This window comes from Larkinella sp. VNQ87 (assembly GCF_049445795.1).
GTDB lineage: Bacteria > Bacteroidota > Bacteroidia > Cytophagales > Spirosomataceae > Larkinella.
The window spans coordinates 93,075-111,383 of the sequence record NZ_JBMSDT010000001.1 but is presented as its reverse complement, the minus strand read 5'-3'; the positions used below and the strand labels follow the sequence as shown (position 1 = coordinate 111,383).

Here is an 18,309-nt window from a genome sequence, read left to right as displayed (position 1 = left end):
AACCGATTTACAGTAGGTATATGAGAAAACTTTACCCGATATTGCTATTTTGGCTGTTGTCGCCTGCCTGGCTGTGGGCACAGTCAAGACCGTATACGGTTTTTCTGCTCGGTGACGCTGGTGAACCCCAGCCCGAAGGCAAAGATGCCGTGCTAAGAGCCCTTCATTCTCAATTGAAAAGCACGGCACCCACCAGTAGTCTCATCTTTCTGGGCGATAACCTGTATCCGCGCGGGCTGCCGGACTCGACTCATTCCGACCGCGCCGAAGCTGAGCAGCGCTTGCGGGATCAACTTGCCATCCTGACCGGTTTCAAAGGCCGCACGTTCATGATTCCGGGCAACCACGACTGGGAGCAGGGACGCCGGGAAGGCTGGCAACGCGTCCGGAACCAGGCCAGTTTTGTGGCCGCAGAACTAGGTCGGGATGATGTTTTTTTCCCGCAGGACGGCTGTCCGGGACCGGTAGAAGTCTCGTTGAATCCGGAACTGACGTTGGTGCTGATCGATACGCAATGGTGGCTGCATCCGTGGGACAAACCGGGAGAGGAGTCGGATTGCGAAGCAAAAGACCTGCCCTCGTTTCTGCTTCTGCTCGACGATGTGCTGGCCCGGAACCAAAACCGGAAGGTCGTCCTGGCCGGACACCATCCAATGTACAGCCACGGCGAACACGGTGGCTATTTTACGCTCAAGGACCATTTGTTTCCGCTGACCGATATCAATCCGAACTGGTATTTGCCGTTGCCGGGTCTCGGGTCGATCTACCCGGTTTACCGGGCCTTGCTTGGAAACATCCAGGATATTCAGCATCCGAAGTACAAACTAATGCGCAACGGGATTGTTACCCTGCTGAAAAAATACCGGAACGTAATTTACGTCAACGGGCACGATCACAACGAACAACTGATTTTGCGCGATTCGACATACTATGTGACCAGTGGTAGCGGTTCTAAATCGGTAGCCGTCAAAAAAGGCCGGAATAGCTTGTTCGCGTCGTCGACCAAAGGATTTGCCCGGCTGGACTTTCTGGAAAACGGTCAGACTCAAATCCGCTTTTTTGCCCCCGATGCCGCCGTCGAAACCGGAAGGTTGCTATTTGAAACGACGTTTACGCTGCCCGTTAAACAGAAGATCACTGACGATTACAAAGCTCAACCGATTTCGCAAACGACCCTGGCAAGTCCACAGTACGAGGCCTCGCCGTTCCATCAAATGCTGCTGGGGGAAAATTACCGGAACGTCTGGAAAGCGCCGGTAACGGTTCCGGTCCTGAACCTGCATACCGAAGCCGGTGGGCTGAAACCCTTGCAGCGCGGGGGCGGAATGCAAACGTTCTCGTTGCGGCTGTTGGGCAACGACGGCAAGGAATACGTGCTGCGGTCGGTGGAGAAATACGCCGAAAATGCCATTCCGAAAGCGCTCCGCAGCGGTTTTGTCAATGATTTGGTGCAGGATCAGATTTCGGCTTCACACCCGTATGCGGCTTTGGTCGTGCCGCGTCTGGCCGATGCCGCCGGAATTTTTCACACCAATCCAAAGCTGGTAATCGTTCCTGACGATTCCCTGTTGGGGCCTTACCGCCGGATGTTTGCCCGGACGCTGGCGTTGTTCGAGGAACGGGTCGATGGCAATTATGAAAACAGTTCCCAATTTGGCGGAACGAAAAAGATTTACAGCACCGATAAATTGCTCAACAAACTGGCCGACGACAACGACAATCAGGTCGATCAGCGGGCGGTATTGCGGGCGCGATTGTTTGATATTTGGCTCGGCGACTGGGACCGGCACGACGATCAATGGCGCTGGGCTAGTTTCAAAGCTGATAAAGGATTGATTTTCCGGCCAATTCCGCGCGATCGTGACCAGGCCTTTTTTGTCAACATGGGCTTGATTCCGCGCATTGTCAGCCGGAAGTGGGCTATGCCGAAATTTCAGGGATTTAACAACACGATTCGCGATGTGCCCGGACTGGCCTTCAACGCCCGGTATTTTGATCGTAGCTTTCTAACCGAACCGTCGCGGGAGGAGTGGCTGGAAACCGCCCGCTCGCTGGCGGTTCAGGTGACCGATTCGGTGATCAACGAAGCCTTAAAACAACTACCCGACATCCCGTATCAGGAAACCGCAGCCACCATTCGGGCCAAACTGCAAAACCGCCGGGCCGACTTGCCCCGGTATGCGGATGAGCTGTACCATTTTTTAGCCAAAACCGTCGATGTGACGGGCAGCGATAAGAAAGAACGGTTTTGGGCCGAACGCCAGCCCGATGGTCAACTCGTAGTGAGCGTTTACAAGCTTAAGAAAGAAGGCGAAAACGGCGAACTGCTGTATCGCCGGGTGTTTCGGTCGGCCGAGACGCAGGAGATTCGACTCTACGGGTTGGGGGGCGACGACGAATTTGTGGTACGGGGGCATAGCGATAAAAGCATCCTGCTGCGCATTATCGGAGGAAAAGGCCGGGATCGCATCGTCGATAGTTCGCGGGTGTCGGGGATTTTCCGGAAAACCATCGTCTATGATTCCAAAAAGACCATCACGGAAACCGGCGACGAAACCCGGCTGCGGTTATCGGGTAAGTCGCGGGTGAATGCTTATGACCGCAAGATGTTTAAATATGATGTGGTGCTGCCGCAGGTTTCGGTGCAGTATAACCCCGACGATGGCCTGTTTCTGGGGGGCGGTGTGCTTTTTCGAAAGAACGGTTTTCGAAAAGAGCCCTTTGCTCAGCAACACCGGTTTGTGGCCAACCATGCCTTCGCGACGGATGCCTTCAATTTCAACTACGATGGCATATTTACGGATTTGATCGGCAAAGCCGACCTCCGGCTGGATGCCGACATTCAGGCTCCGAACTACATTTCCAACTTTTTTGGACTGGGCAACAATTCGGTTTTTGATAAAAAGAAAGGCATCCCGTATTACCGGACCCGGTTTGAGAACATTGCGTTCAGTGCCCTGTTGCAACATCACGTCGGCAATACCACGATTTATTATGGCCCGGCAGTCGAAAGCATTGAAGTCGAGGAAAACTCGCGTCGGTTTATCAACGAATATGTTCAAAGCTTGCCCGACGGACAGAATTTGTTCAAACGGCGGTGGTATGCCGGGTTGAAAGCCGGTTTTCTGATCGATAACCGGGATGATAAGGTACTGCCTGCGCGCGGTTTGGTCTGGCGGACTGAGTTGCGGGCTTACAACGGTATTTCTGATTTTGCGAAAAACCTGACCCGGCTTCAGTCGGATTTGGCTTTTTACGCAAGCTTCCGCTTACCGGCTACGCTGACGCTGGCTACCCGTGTGGGGGGAGGTCACAATTTCACGGACTTTGAATTTTTCCAGGCCAACACCCTTGGCGGACTAACGAACTTACGCGGTTACCGTCGGACCCGGTTTGCCGGGCGCAGTATGCTGTACAACAATACTGAACTGCGGCTGAAAGTGGCCAGCATTCGGACGTATCTTTTCCCGGCATACCTTGGAATAGTGGGCTTTAACGATGTGGGCCGGGTTTGGGTCAAAAACGAAACCTCCCGAATTTGGCACCACGGCTACGGCGGGGGCATCTGGCTCAGTCCGTACAAGCAAGCGGTTATTTCGTTCTTATACGCCATGTCGGAAGAGGAAAACTTGCCGATGGTGCGGGTAGGATTCCTGTTCTGAGTTCAGGATAATTTATAAAGTTCAACGCCTGCTTCCATACCTTTCACATCGACGATGCCGAGTTGCTCAGTCGGAACCGGATAATCGGCCAGTTCATTGATGACATCCTGCGAAATCAGCATGTTGGTCCCGTATTCCTTGTTCAACTGTTCAATCCGGGCGGCCAGAATGACGACGTTGCCGGTAATCGAAAACTGTTGCCGGGTGTCGGTTCCGATGTTCCCGATGACGGCATCGCCAACATGGACGCCAATGCCGACGCTGGTGGGGATGATGCGGTTTTCCAGAACGGCTTTTTTTATCTCAGCCAGGATTTCCAATCCGGCTTTGACGGCATTTTGGGCCGGATTTTCCAGCGGAATCGGGGCACCGAAGGAAATCATGCACCCATCGCCGAGAAACTGATTGACGATGCCGCCGTGCCGGTTGACCATTTCGACAATGATCTTGAAAAACGAATTCTGATACGCCACTACCTCGTCGGCCGTGTGCTTATCGGCGAATTTGGTGAAATTCCGAATATCCAGAAACAGCACGCTCACCTTCATGTGCTGGCTTTTCAGCATTCCTTTCTCCTTGATGATCAACTCGGCAATCTCGGGCGAAACCTGTTGACCAAAGAACGTGATCAACTGATTCTGCATCTCGCTCCGTTCAATCGAGCTTTGCACGCTTTTCTGGATCTGCCGCGAGACGTATCCGGCACAAACCCCACACAGCAGTAAAATGCACGACTTGGTGAGATACGCTAAAGGGACACTTAGATAAAGGCTGACGGAGTCGTGGGCAGTAGTGGGCTCTTCCAGCAGATAAAGACTCAGAAGAAAAAATTCAAGACCCGCAATCAGCCCGGTATACAGGGAAATCCAGAAGTTGAGTCGAACCGTGGACAGAATGATGAAAAAATAATAGAGCGTCGCAAAGGGAGAAAGCATCACCAGAATAGGGTGATCAAATTTGTCGGATAAGACGTACAACAGCAATGTAATGGCTGAAATCTCAAACGTAGCGTTGAGGAATTTGGCAATTTGCGGCATGCTGAACCCCTTGCGCAGCCAAATTCGCAGCATGTTCCAGAGGTTTAGCTCATAAACGGCCATGAACGACAGAAAGATAAACACATCCCGCATCAGTTCGTACTGGGCCGGTTGCAGGAGCGTCGATTGGGAAATAAAAACGTTTATGAGCACCGCAATTCCCAAACCTGCTCCAAAAACCGCAGCCAACAACCCGGACCGCTGTTGCTCGCGCCGGAGGTTCTCCTGAGAAAAGGCCAGATTGAAATACGGGCTGATTTCGGCCTTTTCGCGTTTGTGGTAGATAAATGTCATAGCGTTTTGATTCGGATGCTTACATGACAATTGTGTCTGCAAATAAATTCTTTTTTGTTGAAAGCGCGTACTAATCAGGCGTGAATCGGCAAAGAAGGGGTGTGAAGCCCCAGAGAATGGGTGTAAAAAAATCCCCGCAAGAAAGTTGGTGTGCAACGTTTCGGCAGATTCACTCGTACGGATCAGTATCCATCTGAACACGAGCACAGAATCATGAGACTAACACGCTTGATCCTATTCGTCGCGCTGGTTGTCGCGACGGGAGCCTGCCAGCAAAAGGCCATCGATGAGGAAGTCGAACCGGGTTCGACCAATTCCGACTGGACTGAAGAGACGCACAGTAATACCGTTGACCCGAATTATGCCGTCGTCTTTCCGCAGGAACAGGTCAACACGCTGGAGATTACGCTGACAGCCGCCGACTGGTCGGCCATACGGTCGGATATGCAGGAAAAATTTGGCAGCGATTTTGGGGGTAGCGGATCGAGCCGTCCGGGGGCAGGCAATCAGCCGGGCGAATTCGGAACGGGGGATCCCGACTATGTGGCCGTTCCGGTTAAATTCAATGGGAAAGTGTGGGAAAAAGTTGGTTTTCGGCTGAAAGGCAACTCCAGCTTGTCGTCGGCCTGGCGTTCAGGAATTTACAAACTGCCCTTCCGACTGCATTTTGACCGGTTTGAAGATGACTATCCGGAGATAAAAAACCAGCGCTTTTACGGGTTTAAAGAACTCTCAATGTCGCCGGGTTATAGCGACAACTCCCTGATTCGTGAAAAGGTGGTAGCCGACATTTTTCGCTCGGCGGGCGTTCCGGCCGCCCGAACGGCTTTCTACAAAGTATACATCGATTTTGGGGAAGGACAAAAATACTGTGGCGTGTACACGATGGTCGAAGTGATCGACGACACGATGGTGGAAAATCAGTTTGGCGAGGATCAGGGCAATATTTATAAACCGGAGTCCTCTTTCCGGCAGTTTACCCAAAGCGAGTTTGAAAAGAAAAACAATGAAACCGAAGCCGATTATTCCGATGTGCAAGCATTCATAACGGCGCTGAATGCCTCAAACCGGACCTCCGATCCGGCGCAATGGCGGACGAACCTCGAAAATACCTTCAACGTTGATCATTACCTGAAGTTCCTGGCTGTCAATAACACCATCGTCAACTGGGATACATACGGGGCTATTGCCCACAATTATTACCTCTATAATTCGCCGACGGGCAAGCTGACCTGGATTCCGTGGGATCACAACATGTCAATGACCAGCAGCAGCACAGGCGGAATGGCTGGAATGCGGGCGGTTTCGCTGTCAATGTCGGAAGTAACCCAGAGCTGGCCTTTGTTGCGCTACGTTGCGGATGACCCCGTCTATTATGCCCGGTACAAAGAGTACGTGAGGGCCTTTGGGCAATCGGTCTTTACCTCGGCTAACATGGACGCCCTGTTTACGAAATACCACACCCTGATTTCGCCCTACGTCATTGGACCGGAAGCCACCGAAAGCGGCAAATACACGCACCTGAGCAGCTCGGCCAGTTTCACCAGCGCGCTGAGTTCGCTGAAATCGCACGTCAGCACCCGGGTTCAGGCGGTTAATGATTTTGTTAATTAGCGTGGTATGGTTCCTTCCCAATCCATTTTTGAATTGACACCTCCTTCGATTGAAACCCTGGCGCAGTCGTTTTCAGCGATTACCTTGCCGGAGATGGAACGTGTCCGTTTAATGAATCGGACCGACACCAAGTTTCTACTTCCATTGAGTCGGTTACCGTCGCTTCTGAACCAATTAAGTGAGCACTACCGCTGGCTGGAAATTGATGGACAACGCTTCTGTGCGTATGAAACGCTGTATTTTGATACGGTCGACCTGCGGTTCTACCACGCGCACCGAACCCAGCGGCTCAATCGGTACAAGATCCGGCAACGGCATTATGTCGCGTCAAACCTGACGTTTACGGAGATAAAGCATAAAACGAACAAAGGCCGGACGGTCAAGACCCGAATTCCGAACGCGTACCCGCCCGGAAAAGGGTTTGACCCGGATAGCGCGGTTTTTCTGACCCGGCATACAGGATTCGGTCCCGACAAGCTGAATCCGGTATTGTGGGTAGAATACATTCGGTTGACGCTCGTGAGCCAGACGACGGCCGAGCGACTGACGATTGATCTGAACCTGAACTTTCGGAACGACTTCGGTTACCGGGCTTACCCGCAGGTCGTAGTTGCCGAGTTAAAACAGGATGCCCGCCAGCCTTCCTTTTTTCTGAACCTCATGAAAAAGGCCCGGGTTCAGCCGGGGTCATTGAGTAAATACTGCCTGGGCCTGATTAGCCTTGATCCGTCGCTGAAGCAAAATCTCTTCAAACCAAAACTCAACCATTTTCGCAAGTTGCTTGCTTATGACCATCTTGTTGCAACACCTTTCTGCACCGGAAGCCCGGAATCTGACCGAATTGCCGGATGATCTTTTCATTCGACTGGGGCTGGATCTGTGCTCGGTGGGGATCCTGATTCGACTGATTTATTACCGGATGTACCGGAAGACCGACTTGTTTCTAACCTTCTTCACGTTCAACCTCATCATTTTTCTGATCACCTTTCTGTTGAATCAGGTGCAGCTATCGATCGGCGCGGCTTTCGGGCTGTTTGCGGTTTTTTCGATGCTGCGCTACCGGACAGAAGGCTTGTCGGCCCGGGACATGACGTATCTCTTCATGGTGATTGCCGTGGGGTTGATCTCGTCTGTCAGTCAGGGAAGCTGGCATAAGCTGGCGTTGATCAACGGCCTGATTCTGAGTATGGTGCAACTGCTGGAGGGCAACTGGCTATTTAAAAGGGAGTTCAGCAAAACTGTCTTTTACGACCGGGCCGACCTGATTGTGCCGAATAAGCGGATGGAGTTGCTGCTCGATCTGGAAGAGCGGACGGGCCTGGAAATTCACCGGATCGAGATTCAGACCATTGATTTCATGAAGGATTCGGCCCAAATCATCCTTTACTACTATCAGAACGATGTCAACCATGAATCCGTCAAATCCCTCACAGGAACACCGCTTCGGTAACCGTTTCCGGTCGCTTGGCCTGGTCCTGCTGGCTTTTCTCCCTTTGGTGGGCCTGGCGCAGAGTCCCGGCCTGGGACTCTGGTCGGGCATCAGCCTGGAAAAGAAATTCAGCAAAACGTTTTCGATGCAGGTAAATACGCAACTCCGGTTTAGCGAGAATGTGTCGGTTACCCGTGCATTTCTGGGCGAACTGGGCTTGTCGTACAAACCGACGAAAAGCTGGGAGATCAGCGGTTTTTACCGGTATACGGGCCGCCGGAAGTGGAACAACGAAACCGACGACTACTATTTCCGGCCGTATCACCGGTTCTACGGTCAGATCAGCTATGACCGAAAACTCTGGCGTAAGCTAAAGCTGGATTATCGGCTTCGGTACCAGAATCAATTCAAAGACGATACGGAAGGGCTGGTGGCGGCAGGCAGTTATTTGCGGAACAAGCTGGAGTTGTCCTACGCGGTGGGACGGTTTACGCCCTTTGTTTCCGCCGATCTTTTTTACCTGGTCGGAATCGAATTTGATCAGATTCGTTACAAAGCCGGGGTATCCATTGGCCTGACGAAACAGCAGAGCCTGGATTTGGCGGTATTCCGGGACAGAGCACTGAGCGGTTCGGATGAACAGAGCGGAACCATTATCGGGATCAACTACCAGGTGAAATTCGGATACAGGAAAAAGTAATCTTATCGGATTTCCTTGTTTTCCATAATCGGCTGGGGATGAACGATATAGACATCCAGTACGGCCAGCGGACGGGCCAGGTATTCCCGAATGAGGGTTCGCCAGGAATAGCCCCCCGGCACGTCCTGGGCGGCAAAGGCCACGGCTTTCATGCCCTGATGATTGCCAATGTAGAGCGCCCGGGCATTGTGGAAGTTTTGCGAAATGATCGTGATCTTGTCCTGATTGAACACCTGCTTGCAGCGTACCACAGAGTCGAAGGTACGGTAACCGGCGTAGTCGAGCGTCATATCCGATTCGGGAATACCCATCCGGAGCAGGGCCTTTTTCATGTCGGAAGGTTCATTGTAGTATTCCGAATCGTTGTTTCCGCTCAAGATAATGTGTTTGATCTTACCGATTTTCCAAAGCCGGGCGGTGGCTTCCATCCGGTAGCGGAAAAACAGGTTTTCGTTGCCGCTTTTGACAGATTTGCTCGTGCCCAATACCAAACCTACCTCATTGGTGGGCAGTTCGTCCATGTTGAAATACACCTGGCTCCGGGTACTGTACACGATCCAGAAATTACAAAGAAGCACAACCGTAACACCCACAAAGGCAACGACAATGCTGCCTTTGACAAGACGTTTCACCCCAAACATCGGGACGCGGGGTCGGGCTCCTTTGTAATGGCCGGAAGATCGGCCAGTCGTGTACGGCATCGAATTCATGTCATGAGAACAAGCCTAGCTGTTTAACCGTTTTCTCTGAATCGGTAGCCACTTCTTTTTCGGTTCCCTCATCCTCCGGTTCGTCGACTTCCGGTTCTACTACGAGTAAGTTAGGCGATCCTGTTCTATTTTCCACCACATCGCGTTCATTATTCCGTCGCGGGGCCAGTAACTTCACTTCTTTGACCCTCGCGAAGGGCAGTTTCGCCCCCAGCGCTTTCCAGCCACGAATGTCGATAAACCCTTCGGGTTCCAGCACCATTTTCTCTAACGGGCCTTTCTCCTTCATCTGGTGCGCAATCTCGAAACGCGGGAAGCGGTCGGCCGTGACGGCCAGCAGCTTCGAGCCTTTGGTGTCTCCGATGAAGCTGAATTTCTTGTCCTGCGTTGTCGTCTCGACCTTAAATCGTTTGACGTAGTGAGCCTTCTGGTTAGCTTCGTAGTACACCGCCGACAGCACCCGCTCGGGATCGAACTTCTCCAAAACTGCAATTTCGGCCGGTTCGTAACGATTCGTCAGGTTGTAGTTTGTCAACTCATACTGTCCATCTTTATAGACGACCAAAATGCTCGCACCGTTGTCGAAGTTGCCTAAATATTTACCGCGCTCGTCGCGGTTCAGCCGACCCAGGTGTTCGTCATACCAGATGTCGACACCGCCGAGGGTCGACACCCCGCCCGACTTCAGGCTTACTTTCCGAACCGGATATTTGGTCAGAATATTGCCCTGGGCGGACCGGTTTTTAATACCTACTTCGGCAAAGTTATAATCGAACTGCTTGATCTTGGCTGTACTCTGCGCCGTCAGGTTGATGGTAACCACTTCGGCTTCCCCATTTTCGTTGGCCGTAAACCACAGCACTTTCGACTTTGGATTGCCCATTGTCAAATCGTATTCACGGTCGCGGGTGACGGCCGTCACGCTGAACCGCTTGGCCATCGTAATACCCGATTTGCCGTCGAGGTACAGCATGTTATACACCTTCCGCTCGTCATTTTTCTTAAAGACCGAACAATAGATAATATCCTTCCCGACGAAGGTTTTATCCTGAATTTTGGTCACCAGGCACTTGCCGTCGCGCCGGAACACGATGATATCGTCGATATCGGAGCAGTCTGACACAAATTCGTCTTTTTTCAGGCCGGTGCCCACAAAACCGCCTTCACGGTCGACGTAAAGCTTGGCATTGGCCGCAGCCACGACATTGGCCGCAATGGTGTTGAATGCGCGAATCTCGGTTTTCCGTTCCCGCCCTTTGCCGTACTTTTTCAGCAAGTCTTTGAAGTAATTGATGGCATAGCGGGTCAGGTTGGCGAGGTTATCTTCGGTTTCGGCCAGGTCCTGCTCCAGCCGGCGCATGAGTTCTTCCGCTTTAAAACCGTCGTATTTCGAAATCCGCTTGATCCGGATCTCGGTCAGCCGGATCAGGTCATCCTCCGTAATTTCGCGGTAAAACTGCTTTTTAAACGGTTTTAGCCCCTTGTCGATGGTTTCAAGAACGGCCTCGAAGGTTTCACATTCTTCGATTTTCCGGTAAATCCGGTTTTCGATAAATATTTTTTCGAGTGAACTGTACAGCAGCTTTTCCAGCAATTCGCCCCGGTGAATCTGCAACTCCCGCTCCAGCAGCCGAACGGTCTGGTGGGTGTTGATTTTCAGAATATCGGTAACCGAGACGAAATGCGGTTTTTCGTCAATGATCACGCAGGCATTCGGCGATACCGATACTTCACATTCCGTAAAAGCATACAGGGCGTCTATGGTAATGTCGGGCGAGACGCCGGGGGCCAAGTGAACGTGGATTTCAACATCTTTCGACGTCAAATCCTCCACCTTCTTGATCTTGATTTTGCCGTCGTCATTAGCCTTGATGATCGAATCCTTAATGGAGGTCGTCGTCGTACCGAATGGGATTTCGCGGATAATCAGCGTTTTTTTATCAAACTCTTCAATTTTGGCCCGAATTCGGACTTTGCCACCCCGGCCGCCATCGTTGTAGTTGCTGATGTCGACGTAGCCACCCGTCAGAAAATCCGGGTACAAGGTTACCGGTTTGTCTTTCAGAATGTTGATCGACGCTTCGAGCAGTTCGATGAAGTTGTGCGGCAGAATTTTGGTGGACAAACCGACCGCAATCCCTTCGACGCCCAGCGCCAGCAGCAGCGGAAATTTAACCGGCAAGGTCACCGGCTCCTTTTTCCGACCGTCGTATGACAATTGCCACTCTGTCGTTTGCGGATTGAAAAGTACATCATTGCCAAACTTCGACAACCGGACCTCGATGTAGCGGGGCGCGGCAGCCCCGTCGCCGGTGCGGATATCGCCCCAGTTGCCCTGGGTGTCAAACACCAGATTTTTCTGGCCGATCGTCGTCAGGGCGTCGCCAATCGAGGCATCGCCATGCGGGTGATACTGCATGGTTTGCCCGATCACGTTGGCCACTTTATTGAAACGTCCGTCGTCCATCTCCTTCAGGGCGTGCAGAATCCGGCGTTGCACCGGTTTCAGACCGTCTTCAACGGCCGGAACAGCCCGTTCCAGGATGACGTAGGAGGCATATTCTAAAAACCAATTTTCATACAGGCCCGACACCACGGTTTGCTGATGCAGGGTTTCTTCATTTTGCTCTTCCGGTAATTCAGTGGGGTCCAGAATTTCGCTCATTCGGGTAATTACGGATAAAATCGATGGTAAATGCTATCGGATTGATGGGATCGGCGGGTCGGAATAATCCGTCGATAGCTCATTAAAGATACAACAGTTTTTCAGAAATAGTGCCTTAATGCAGTAAAAGGAGGCTTTTAGACCTGTTGTATTCCTAAGGAGCCTGATAAATACTTGCAAAAGCAGTGCCGGTTCAGGTCATTTCCCGAAAAGAGAGTAATTCGACATTTCCGGTAAAGCAGGTTGTATTCATGATGTCGGCATATTGTATAATACTTGTATTACAAATATAGTGATTTTTAAATAGAAAGGCCATTTCCCGGCCAGAAATCCCGTTTTAGATAATCACCTGGATATAGGTCAATCTGTGACGGAGCGGATAGTTGCCGTTTACAGTTTAGTCAAAACCGCCTGATATTAATCGGTCCTGGGTTCGGGCAGGTATGGCCAAGATCTTTGGGGCATGAATTCGATGCTGCTACCTTTTCTGCTCGTGCTGGCCTGTGGGTTGGCAAGTTGTTCGCCCGACGAGAAGACGCTGGTCGTGAGCACGCACAACGGGCATTCCCTGACGCTCACCGATCATACCACAATGGTGGGCGTGGGCATGTACCGACACCAGCCAACACTGACTTTCGATGGCAAACTTGTGAGCGACCAGAACGTCGGTTTCCCACTGCTCACGGAGCGCTATCCACAATGGATTATTCTGGAGTATGATTCCGCCCGGACAAACCGGGAAGCCCAGCCCTGGACGGTTTATGTGTCGCCCGCAGCGTTCAACCTGGCCGAGTTCAACCAGATCGCGGCCTGTTTTGATGCCAGGCGCCCGGACTTCAATGCCGCCCTGGCCGCTATTCAAACTACAGCCTACCCCAAAACCGATCGTATTGCCCGGCTGGTTTACGGCGAAGCGCCCCGGACGATGGTCTTCCGGCCCGAACACCCGCGTTACCAGAGGACTGACGGTATGGGCACCGACACCGAAGAACGCCTGACGATTGATCCGGATGGAAAGTGGGTGTTGCAGGTTGTCGTCAGCGATGGTGCCGGACTCCGGATGACGGCTAATCTGGCGCACGGGACGATGGTGGCAAAAAACGGGCAGATGTCTATGGAAAAACCGCTCCAAACCCGGGATCCTGCCTTTATTGTAAGGCCCCCGATGGCGGATTTAAGTGATGCCGCTTATTTGCAATCGTTTGCCGATTCAACGGGGCAATCGTTGCTCAGCGTCGTTCGGTATCCGTACTGAATGTTGGGCTTACTTGGTGACGGAGTTGATCACCATGAGCAACTCGCTGATCATCATGGCCGTTGCGCCCCAGACTTTGAAGCCCTGGATCTGGTAAAAAGGCGCGTCGATGATGGTGCCGCGCACTTCGACGGCATTGGCCCCGATGATGGTTTCATCCATTAATTCATCGAGCGAGACTTCGACCACGTGCTCAACTTCGCGGGGGTCGGGGTAAAAATCCGGGCGGTAGGGCAGAATCCCAACCACGGGCTGGACAAAGAAATTACTCGGGGCAATATAGAGTTCTGTAAGCTTGCCCAGCACTTTCACGTCTGTCACCCGGATGCCTACTTCTTCCTGGGCTTCGCGCAAAGCTGTCCGGATCAGGCTTTCGTCGCTGCGTTCCATGCGGCCACCCGGAAAGGCCATCTGACCGGCATGAACGCCGTCGTACTGGGGCCGTAGGATCAGGGGTAAATAAATCGAATGCTGGTAGGGGTAAAACACAATCAGTACGGCACTGCGCCGGGTTCGCTCGTTCGGTTGCATAGCCATGCGTAGGCGCGAGGCCGAAGCCATTTTCAGATGGGCTTCAGGGCCAGGAAGGGGTTCGGCCAGTCGCTCCCGCAGGGCGTTGGCAAAGCTATGGAACGTGCTTTCAACCATATTGTTTGACCAGGAATTCAGCGCATTTTTCACCGTCCATGGCGGCCGAAACAATGCCACCCGCGTAGCCTGCGCCTTCGCTACACGGAAACAACCGCCGGATCTGAATGTGTTCGAGCGTGTCCGGCCGGCGTGGAATCCGAACCGGCGAGGAGGTCCGACTTTCAACCCCGATCACTTGGGCATCGTTGGTGACATACCCGCGCATCGATTTCCCGAACTGCTGTAAACCGGCTTTTAGCGGGGCGGCAATGGAATCGGGTAAAACCGCCTGCATATCGACCGATTGCAAACCGGGTTGGTACGAAGTCGGCAGCAATTCCCGCGAAACCCTTCCGTTGACGAAATCGGAAACCCGCTGCGCCGGAGCCGTCTGGTTGCCACCCGCCAGTTGGCAGGCCCGCTGTTCCACTTCTTTCTGAAACTGCATCCCGGCCAATGGACCGTACGGCCGATACGGTTTCAAATCGGTGTCGTGAATGGCCACCACCAGGCCCGAATTGGCGTACTTCGAATCCCGGCGCGAGGGCGACATGCCATTGACAACCAGTTCGCCCGGAGCCGTTGCCGCCGGAACGATAAAACCGCCCGGACACATGCAAAACGAAAACACGCCCCGCTCGACCCCCTTGTGCCGGGTTTGCGTGACCAGGCTGTACGAAGCCGCGGGCAGGTAGTCGCCCCGCTGGGGCCGGTGGTATTGCAACTGATCGATCAGCGATTGCTGGTGCTCGATCCGAACGCCCATCGCAAACGGTTTGCTTTCGATGGTAATGCCTTTTTCGTGCAACAACTGAAACACGTCGCGGGCAGAATGGCCGGTAGCCAGAATGACCCCCAGGCCCGTAATTTCGTCACCCCGGTCCGTTACAACCCCTTTGATTTCATTTTGTTCGACCAGTAGGTCCACCATACGGGTGTTGAACCGGATGTCTCCGCCTGCGTCGAGGATGCTTTGTCGGAGAGCCACCACCACCTCAGGAAGCTTGTTGGTGCCAATGTGCGGATGCGCATCGACCAGAATCTGATCGGTCGCGCCGTGGGCCACCAGAATTTCCAGAATCCGCCGAACATCGCCCCGCTTTTTGGAACGGGTGTACAGCTTGCCGTCGGAATACGTTCCGGCTCCGCCCTCACCGAAGCAGTAGTTGGATTCGGGGTTGACTTTGTGTTCCTTGTTGATGGCCGCCAGATCGCGCCGACGCGCCCGGACATCACTGCCGCGTTCGAGTACAATGGGTCGGAAGCCCAACTCGACGAGCCGTAAAGCTGCAAACAAGCCCGCCGGACCCGCCCCGACCACCACCACCGGGCGTGCCTGGCTGACATTGGGATAGCTGCGCTGATAGGCAATTAACGGACGCGGAGCTTCACCCACAAATACCTCGGCATCGACGTGTACCTTGACCAGCCGGGAGCGGGCGTCGATGGATTGCCGGACTTTACGGACCACAGGCCGTTCCGGTTCCGGCCGGGCCATGAGGTCCGACGGAAGTTGCAGCCGTGTATATATTTCCCGCTCAAAAGCCGCTTCGTCAAATGCGATGGCGGGTTCGAGGGTCAACGAAAGAGAATGAATCATCGTACTAAAATCCTATTACCTCAACAAGCGAACGGCGTTTCGGGTTCGCGGCCGGTTTCTTTTCTGCCGTATACCTACCCATCCAAAAAACGGTGACCTTAAAACTACAGTTTTTATGAGCTAACTCCTTAAGTAGGAGGGGAATTTCTCTTCAGTTCGGTACAGAAATCAGCAGAGGAAAGACTAGTCTCCCTTATAAAATTGCATAAATTGCTGTCTAATACGGTTTTGTACATGACTGCTTTCAAAAGCAGAGGGTTGGTCCGGGAAACCGAAGAGAGCAAATGGCTAACAAATGATAATAGATGCCTTTTCAGTGACCATCCACATGGTTTCGAGCCTGGATGGCCTGATTGCCAAAAAAGACAACAGTGTTTCTTGGTTCGAAACGACCGACACCTACGAGAAAGGAGTTTCCGGACAAGACCCGGAAGCGTTTCTCAAAACGATTGATTGCTATGTGATGGGCTCCCGAACGTATGAACACGCCCTGGCACTTTCAAGATCCTATGGGTGGGCCTATGGTGACACACCAACCTGGGTCGTAACGAACCGAAACTTGCCGGTTGAACGAGCCGGAATTGAATTTTACGCGGGTGACCTGAAGAAACTGGTGAATGAACACCTAAAACCCACCTACAAAAACGTCTGGCTTGTTGGGGGGGCAGCGCTTGCCCGGGAATTCATTCGTTTACACTTGGCGGACGAAATAAGGTTATCCGTACTGCCGATTATATTGGGGGAGGGAACCCGATTTTTTGACCAAATCGGACAGGAACAGGCCTTACACTTAAAAGAGGTGACAGCCTACAAAAACGGAATGGTCGAACTGAGGTATGAGTTCAAAAAAAATCTATCCGAAAATGAGTGAGCGTTTCCAAACGAGGTCAATTACCACAAATTAGCTCACTTTGTCAGGCTTTCCCTATTTTCGGATAGACTCCAACTATGGAAATTTGAGGATCAGGCTTTTTTGATCGATTAGAAGCGATGCCAGAATAAACTCAGGGCAATCAACAGCACGAGGCCAATCTGTAGGGCGGTGAGTACATAGATGTAGTTGGACTGTCCCCTCGACTGGCTCAGCAGTTCCTCACCGACGGTTAACTGCAAGGCCGACAACTCAGCCAGCGTCTGGGCAATCTGGCTGAACGCTCGGTATCCGTCTCCCACAAAGAAGACCTGTTGCGCCTTTGGCAAGTCGGTCAGATTCCCGATAATCTCACCCTCCAGCCGACGATAATCGGCCAATCGTTGTTTTAGCAGGTTATACAAATCGGCCTCTTTGGGGGTCAGTTTCGTTTGCCCAAACACCGTCATCAACGAGTCGTTCTGACGATCGAAACGGTCAAAAACAAACGCCTGGTCGGCGGGCTTAGGGTCGGATTTCCCCAAGACATAGGACTCAAGGAGTAACCGTTTTTGATAAACATCGGAAGTTAGCCTGGCGATGATCGCTGTTGGCACTAAACGATCCTGATAAATGGAAGCCGAAGCTTCCTGAATTTGCTGAACACTCCGACGGTTCAAAAAAATGCTGGTCAGGATCAGGCCCAACAGACCTACAACCAACAACGTAAGACGGAGTGGTGACTGGTTCATTTGACTGTTTTTCATGTAGTTAGTGGAAGGATAGTTAGGGTCGGCCGGAATTGTTTAGTAAAGCCGACCGGTCGATTCACTACTTCTTCGGAGTAGAAACTCCTCCAGTGCTAATCAGCTTGTTTTCAAGATATAAATTTGGATCCATTTTTGTCGGATGCGTTAGTTGAATTTTTGTTACCTCCACGCTAGAAACCCCAAATACAATCGATTTTGCCCTTAAAAATCGATTTGGGAGCTAAATTGCGATTCGGTACTTTGCCTGAAACAGCGGTTTACACCGGTTATAGAACATCAGCTAACCGCTCGTGGTTAACAGGAAACCGGGTGAGTAACATTCGGTTAGGTTTGACCTCATTGATCCAATCTTCTATGGCATTCGCAGATAGTATCGTTCCTCTCCTGACGCTGATCGTACTCGAAGTCATTCTGGGTATCGACAACATCATCTTCATCTCCATCCTGGCCGACAAACTACCCCCTGAGCAGCGGGACCGGCTGCGCTACTGGGGCCTGGGCCTGGCCATGTTCATGCGCCTGGGTCTGTTGGCCGTCCTGGCCTGGATCATGCAACTCGACAGAACCCTCTTTACCCTGTTTGGGATCGATTTTAGCGGAAAAGGCCTGATTCTGTTGGCCGGGGGCTTGTTTCTGATCTACAAGAGTACTAAAGAGATTTACCACAAAGCCGAAGTGGGCGATAATGCCAACGCGCCTGACACCCGTAAAGCCGGTTTTCGTGATTTACTGATTCAGGTGCTGATTCTGGATATGGTTTTTTCGATTGATTCGATCATCACGGCCGTCGGAATGGTCAAGCAACTCTGGATCATGTACACGGCAGTGGTCGTGACCGTCGGCATCATGCTGGTTGCTTCCAAACCCATTGCGGCCTTTATCAGCCGCCACCCTTCGTTCAAGATATTGGCGCTGTGTTTTCTGTTGATTATCGGGATGTCGCTGGTGGCCGAAGGCTTGCATTTTGAAATTCCCAAAGGGTACATCTATTTCTCGATGGCCTTCGCTTTCCTGGTGGACCTGATCCAGATGCGAACGGTTCCGTCAACGCCACCCCGGAAGTGAGCGGGGGCCGGGGCGCTACAACGCTCCG

At 52.3% G+C, this 18,309-nt stretch carries 14 protein-coding genes; 8 read left to right on the top strand and 6 right to left on the bottom strand.

Features of this window, described 5'->3' with window-relative positions:
* Positions 1–20: 20 nt before the first annotated feature.
* The gene (locus ACO2Q8_RS00500; protein WP_423342810.1) at positions 21–3,662 is read left to right on the top strand and encodes a BamA/TamA family outer membrane protein; all 3,642 of its coding nucleotides are present in this window, start codon (positions 21–23) and stop codon (positions 3,660–3,662) included.
* 2 nt (positions 3,663–3,664) lie between these two features.
* Here ACO2Q8_RS00500 and ACO2Q8_RS00495 read toward each other — a convergent pair whose 3' ends face one another.
* The gene (locus ACO2Q8_RS00495) at positions 3,665–4,993 is read right to left on the bottom strand and encodes an adenylate/guanylate cyclase domain-containing protein (protein ID WP_423342809.1); all 1,329 of its coding nucleotides are present in this window, start codon (positions 4,991–4,993) and stop codon (positions 3,665–3,667) included.
* A gap of 213 nt (positions 4,994–5,206) precedes the next feature.
* Between ACO2Q8_RS00495 and ACO2Q8_RS00490 the strand changes: the two genes are divergently transcribed.
* From ACO2Q8_RS00490 to ACO2Q8_RS00475, 4 genes are read left to right on the top strand one after another with little or no spacing between them, the layout of a single operon-like run.
* A complete protein-coding gene (locus tag ACO2Q8_RS00490) occupies positions 5,207–6,607 on the top strand; it encodes a CotH kinase family protein (RefSeq protein ID WP_423342808.1) in 1,401 nt (466 codons plus the stop codon).
* A 6-nt stretch (positions 6,608–6,613) separates the two neighbouring features.
* Positions 6,614–7,459, top strand: a complete 846-nt coding sequence (locus ACO2Q8_RS00485) for a polyphosphate polymerase domain-containing protein (protein WP_423342807.1) — start codon at positions 6,614–6,616, stop codon at positions 7,457–7,459.
* A complete protein-coding gene (locus ACO2Q8_RS00480) occupies positions 7,407–8,057 on the top strand; it encodes a DUF4956 domain-containing protein (protein ID WP_423342806.1) in 651 nt (216 codons plus the stop codon). The genes ACO2Q8_RS00485 and ACO2Q8_RS00480 overlap by 53 nt, the downstream gene beginning before the upstream one ends.
* Entirely contained in the window at positions 8,017–8,736 is a 720-nt protein-coding gene (locus tag ACO2Q8_RS00475; protein ID WP_423342805.1) for a DUF2490 domain-containing protein, read from the top strand. The genes ACO2Q8_RS00480 and ACO2Q8_RS00475 overlap by 41 nt, the downstream gene beginning before the upstream one ends.
* Positions 8,737–8,738: 2 nt before the next feature.
* Here ACO2Q8_RS00475 and ACO2Q8_RS00470 read toward each other — a convergent pair whose 3' ends face one another.
* On the bottom strand, positions 8,739–9,446 hold the full coding sequence (locus ACO2Q8_RS00470; RefSeq protein WP_423342804.1) for a SanA/YdcF family protein: 708 nt from the start codon (positions 9,444–9,446) through the stop codon (positions 8,739–8,741).
* Position 9,447: 1 nt separating this feature from the next.
* Complete coding sequence (locus ACO2Q8_RS00465; protein ID WP_423342803.1) at positions 9,448–12,111, bottom strand: DNA gyrase/topoisomerase IV subunit A; 2,664 nt, start codon at positions 12,109–12,111, stop codon at positions 9,448–9,450.
* A 463-nt stretch (positions 12,112–12,574) separates the two neighbouring features.
* Here ACO2Q8_RS00465 and ACO2Q8_RS00460 point away from each other — a divergent pair, with 463 nt between their 5' ends.
* Complete coding sequence (locus tag ACO2Q8_RS00460) at positions 12,575–13,366, top strand: hypothetical protein (RefSeq protein WP_423342802.1); 792 nt, start codon at positions 12,575–12,577, stop codon at positions 13,364–13,366.
* Between the two features lie 9 nt (positions 13,367–13,375).
* Here ACO2Q8_RS00460 and ACO2Q8_RS00455 read toward each other — a convergent pair whose 3' ends face one another.
* Both ACO2Q8_RS00455 and ACO2Q8_RS00450 read right to left on the bottom strand, forming a co-directional pair.
* Entirely contained in the window at positions 13,376–14,014 is a 639-nt protein-coding gene (locus tag ACO2Q8_RS00455; RefSeq protein WP_423342801.1) for an NUDIX hydrolase, read from the bottom strand.
* A complete protein-coding gene (locus ACO2Q8_RS00450; protein ID WP_423342800.1) occupies positions 14,007–15,596 on the bottom strand; it encodes an FAD-dependent protein in 1,590 nt (529 codons plus the stop codon). The genes ACO2Q8_RS00455 and ACO2Q8_RS00450 overlap by 8 nt, the downstream gene beginning before the upstream one ends.
* A gap of 328 nt (positions 15,597–15,924) precedes the next feature.
* On the opposite strand from ACO2Q8_RS00450, the gene ACO2Q8_RS00445 reads away from it, so the two are divergent.
* Complete coding sequence (locus ACO2Q8_RS00445; protein ID WP_423342799.1) at positions 15,925–16,467, top strand: dihydrofolate reductase family protein; 543 nt, start codon at positions 15,925–15,927, stop codon at positions 16,465–16,467.
* Between the two features lie 110 nt (positions 16,468–16,577).
* Here the strand turns inward: ACO2Q8_RS00445 and ACO2Q8_RS00440 are convergent, their stop codons facing one another.
* Positions 16,578–17,213: an MCP four helix bundle domain-containing protein gene (locus tag ACO2Q8_RS00440; RefSeq protein ID WP_423342798.1), complete on the bottom strand. Its 636-nt coding sequence runs from the start codon at positions 17,211–17,213 to the stop codon at positions 16,578–16,580.
* 357 nt (positions 17,214–17,570) lie between these two features.
* Here ACO2Q8_RS00440 and ACO2Q8_RS00435 point away from each other — a divergent pair, with 357 nt between their 5' ends.
* On the top strand, positions 17,571–18,281 hold the full coding sequence (locus tag ACO2Q8_RS00435) for a TerC family protein (RefSeq protein WP_423342797.1): 711 nt from the start codon (positions 17,571–17,573) through the stop codon (positions 18,279–18,281).
* Positions 18,282–18,309 lie beyond the last annotated feature (28 nt).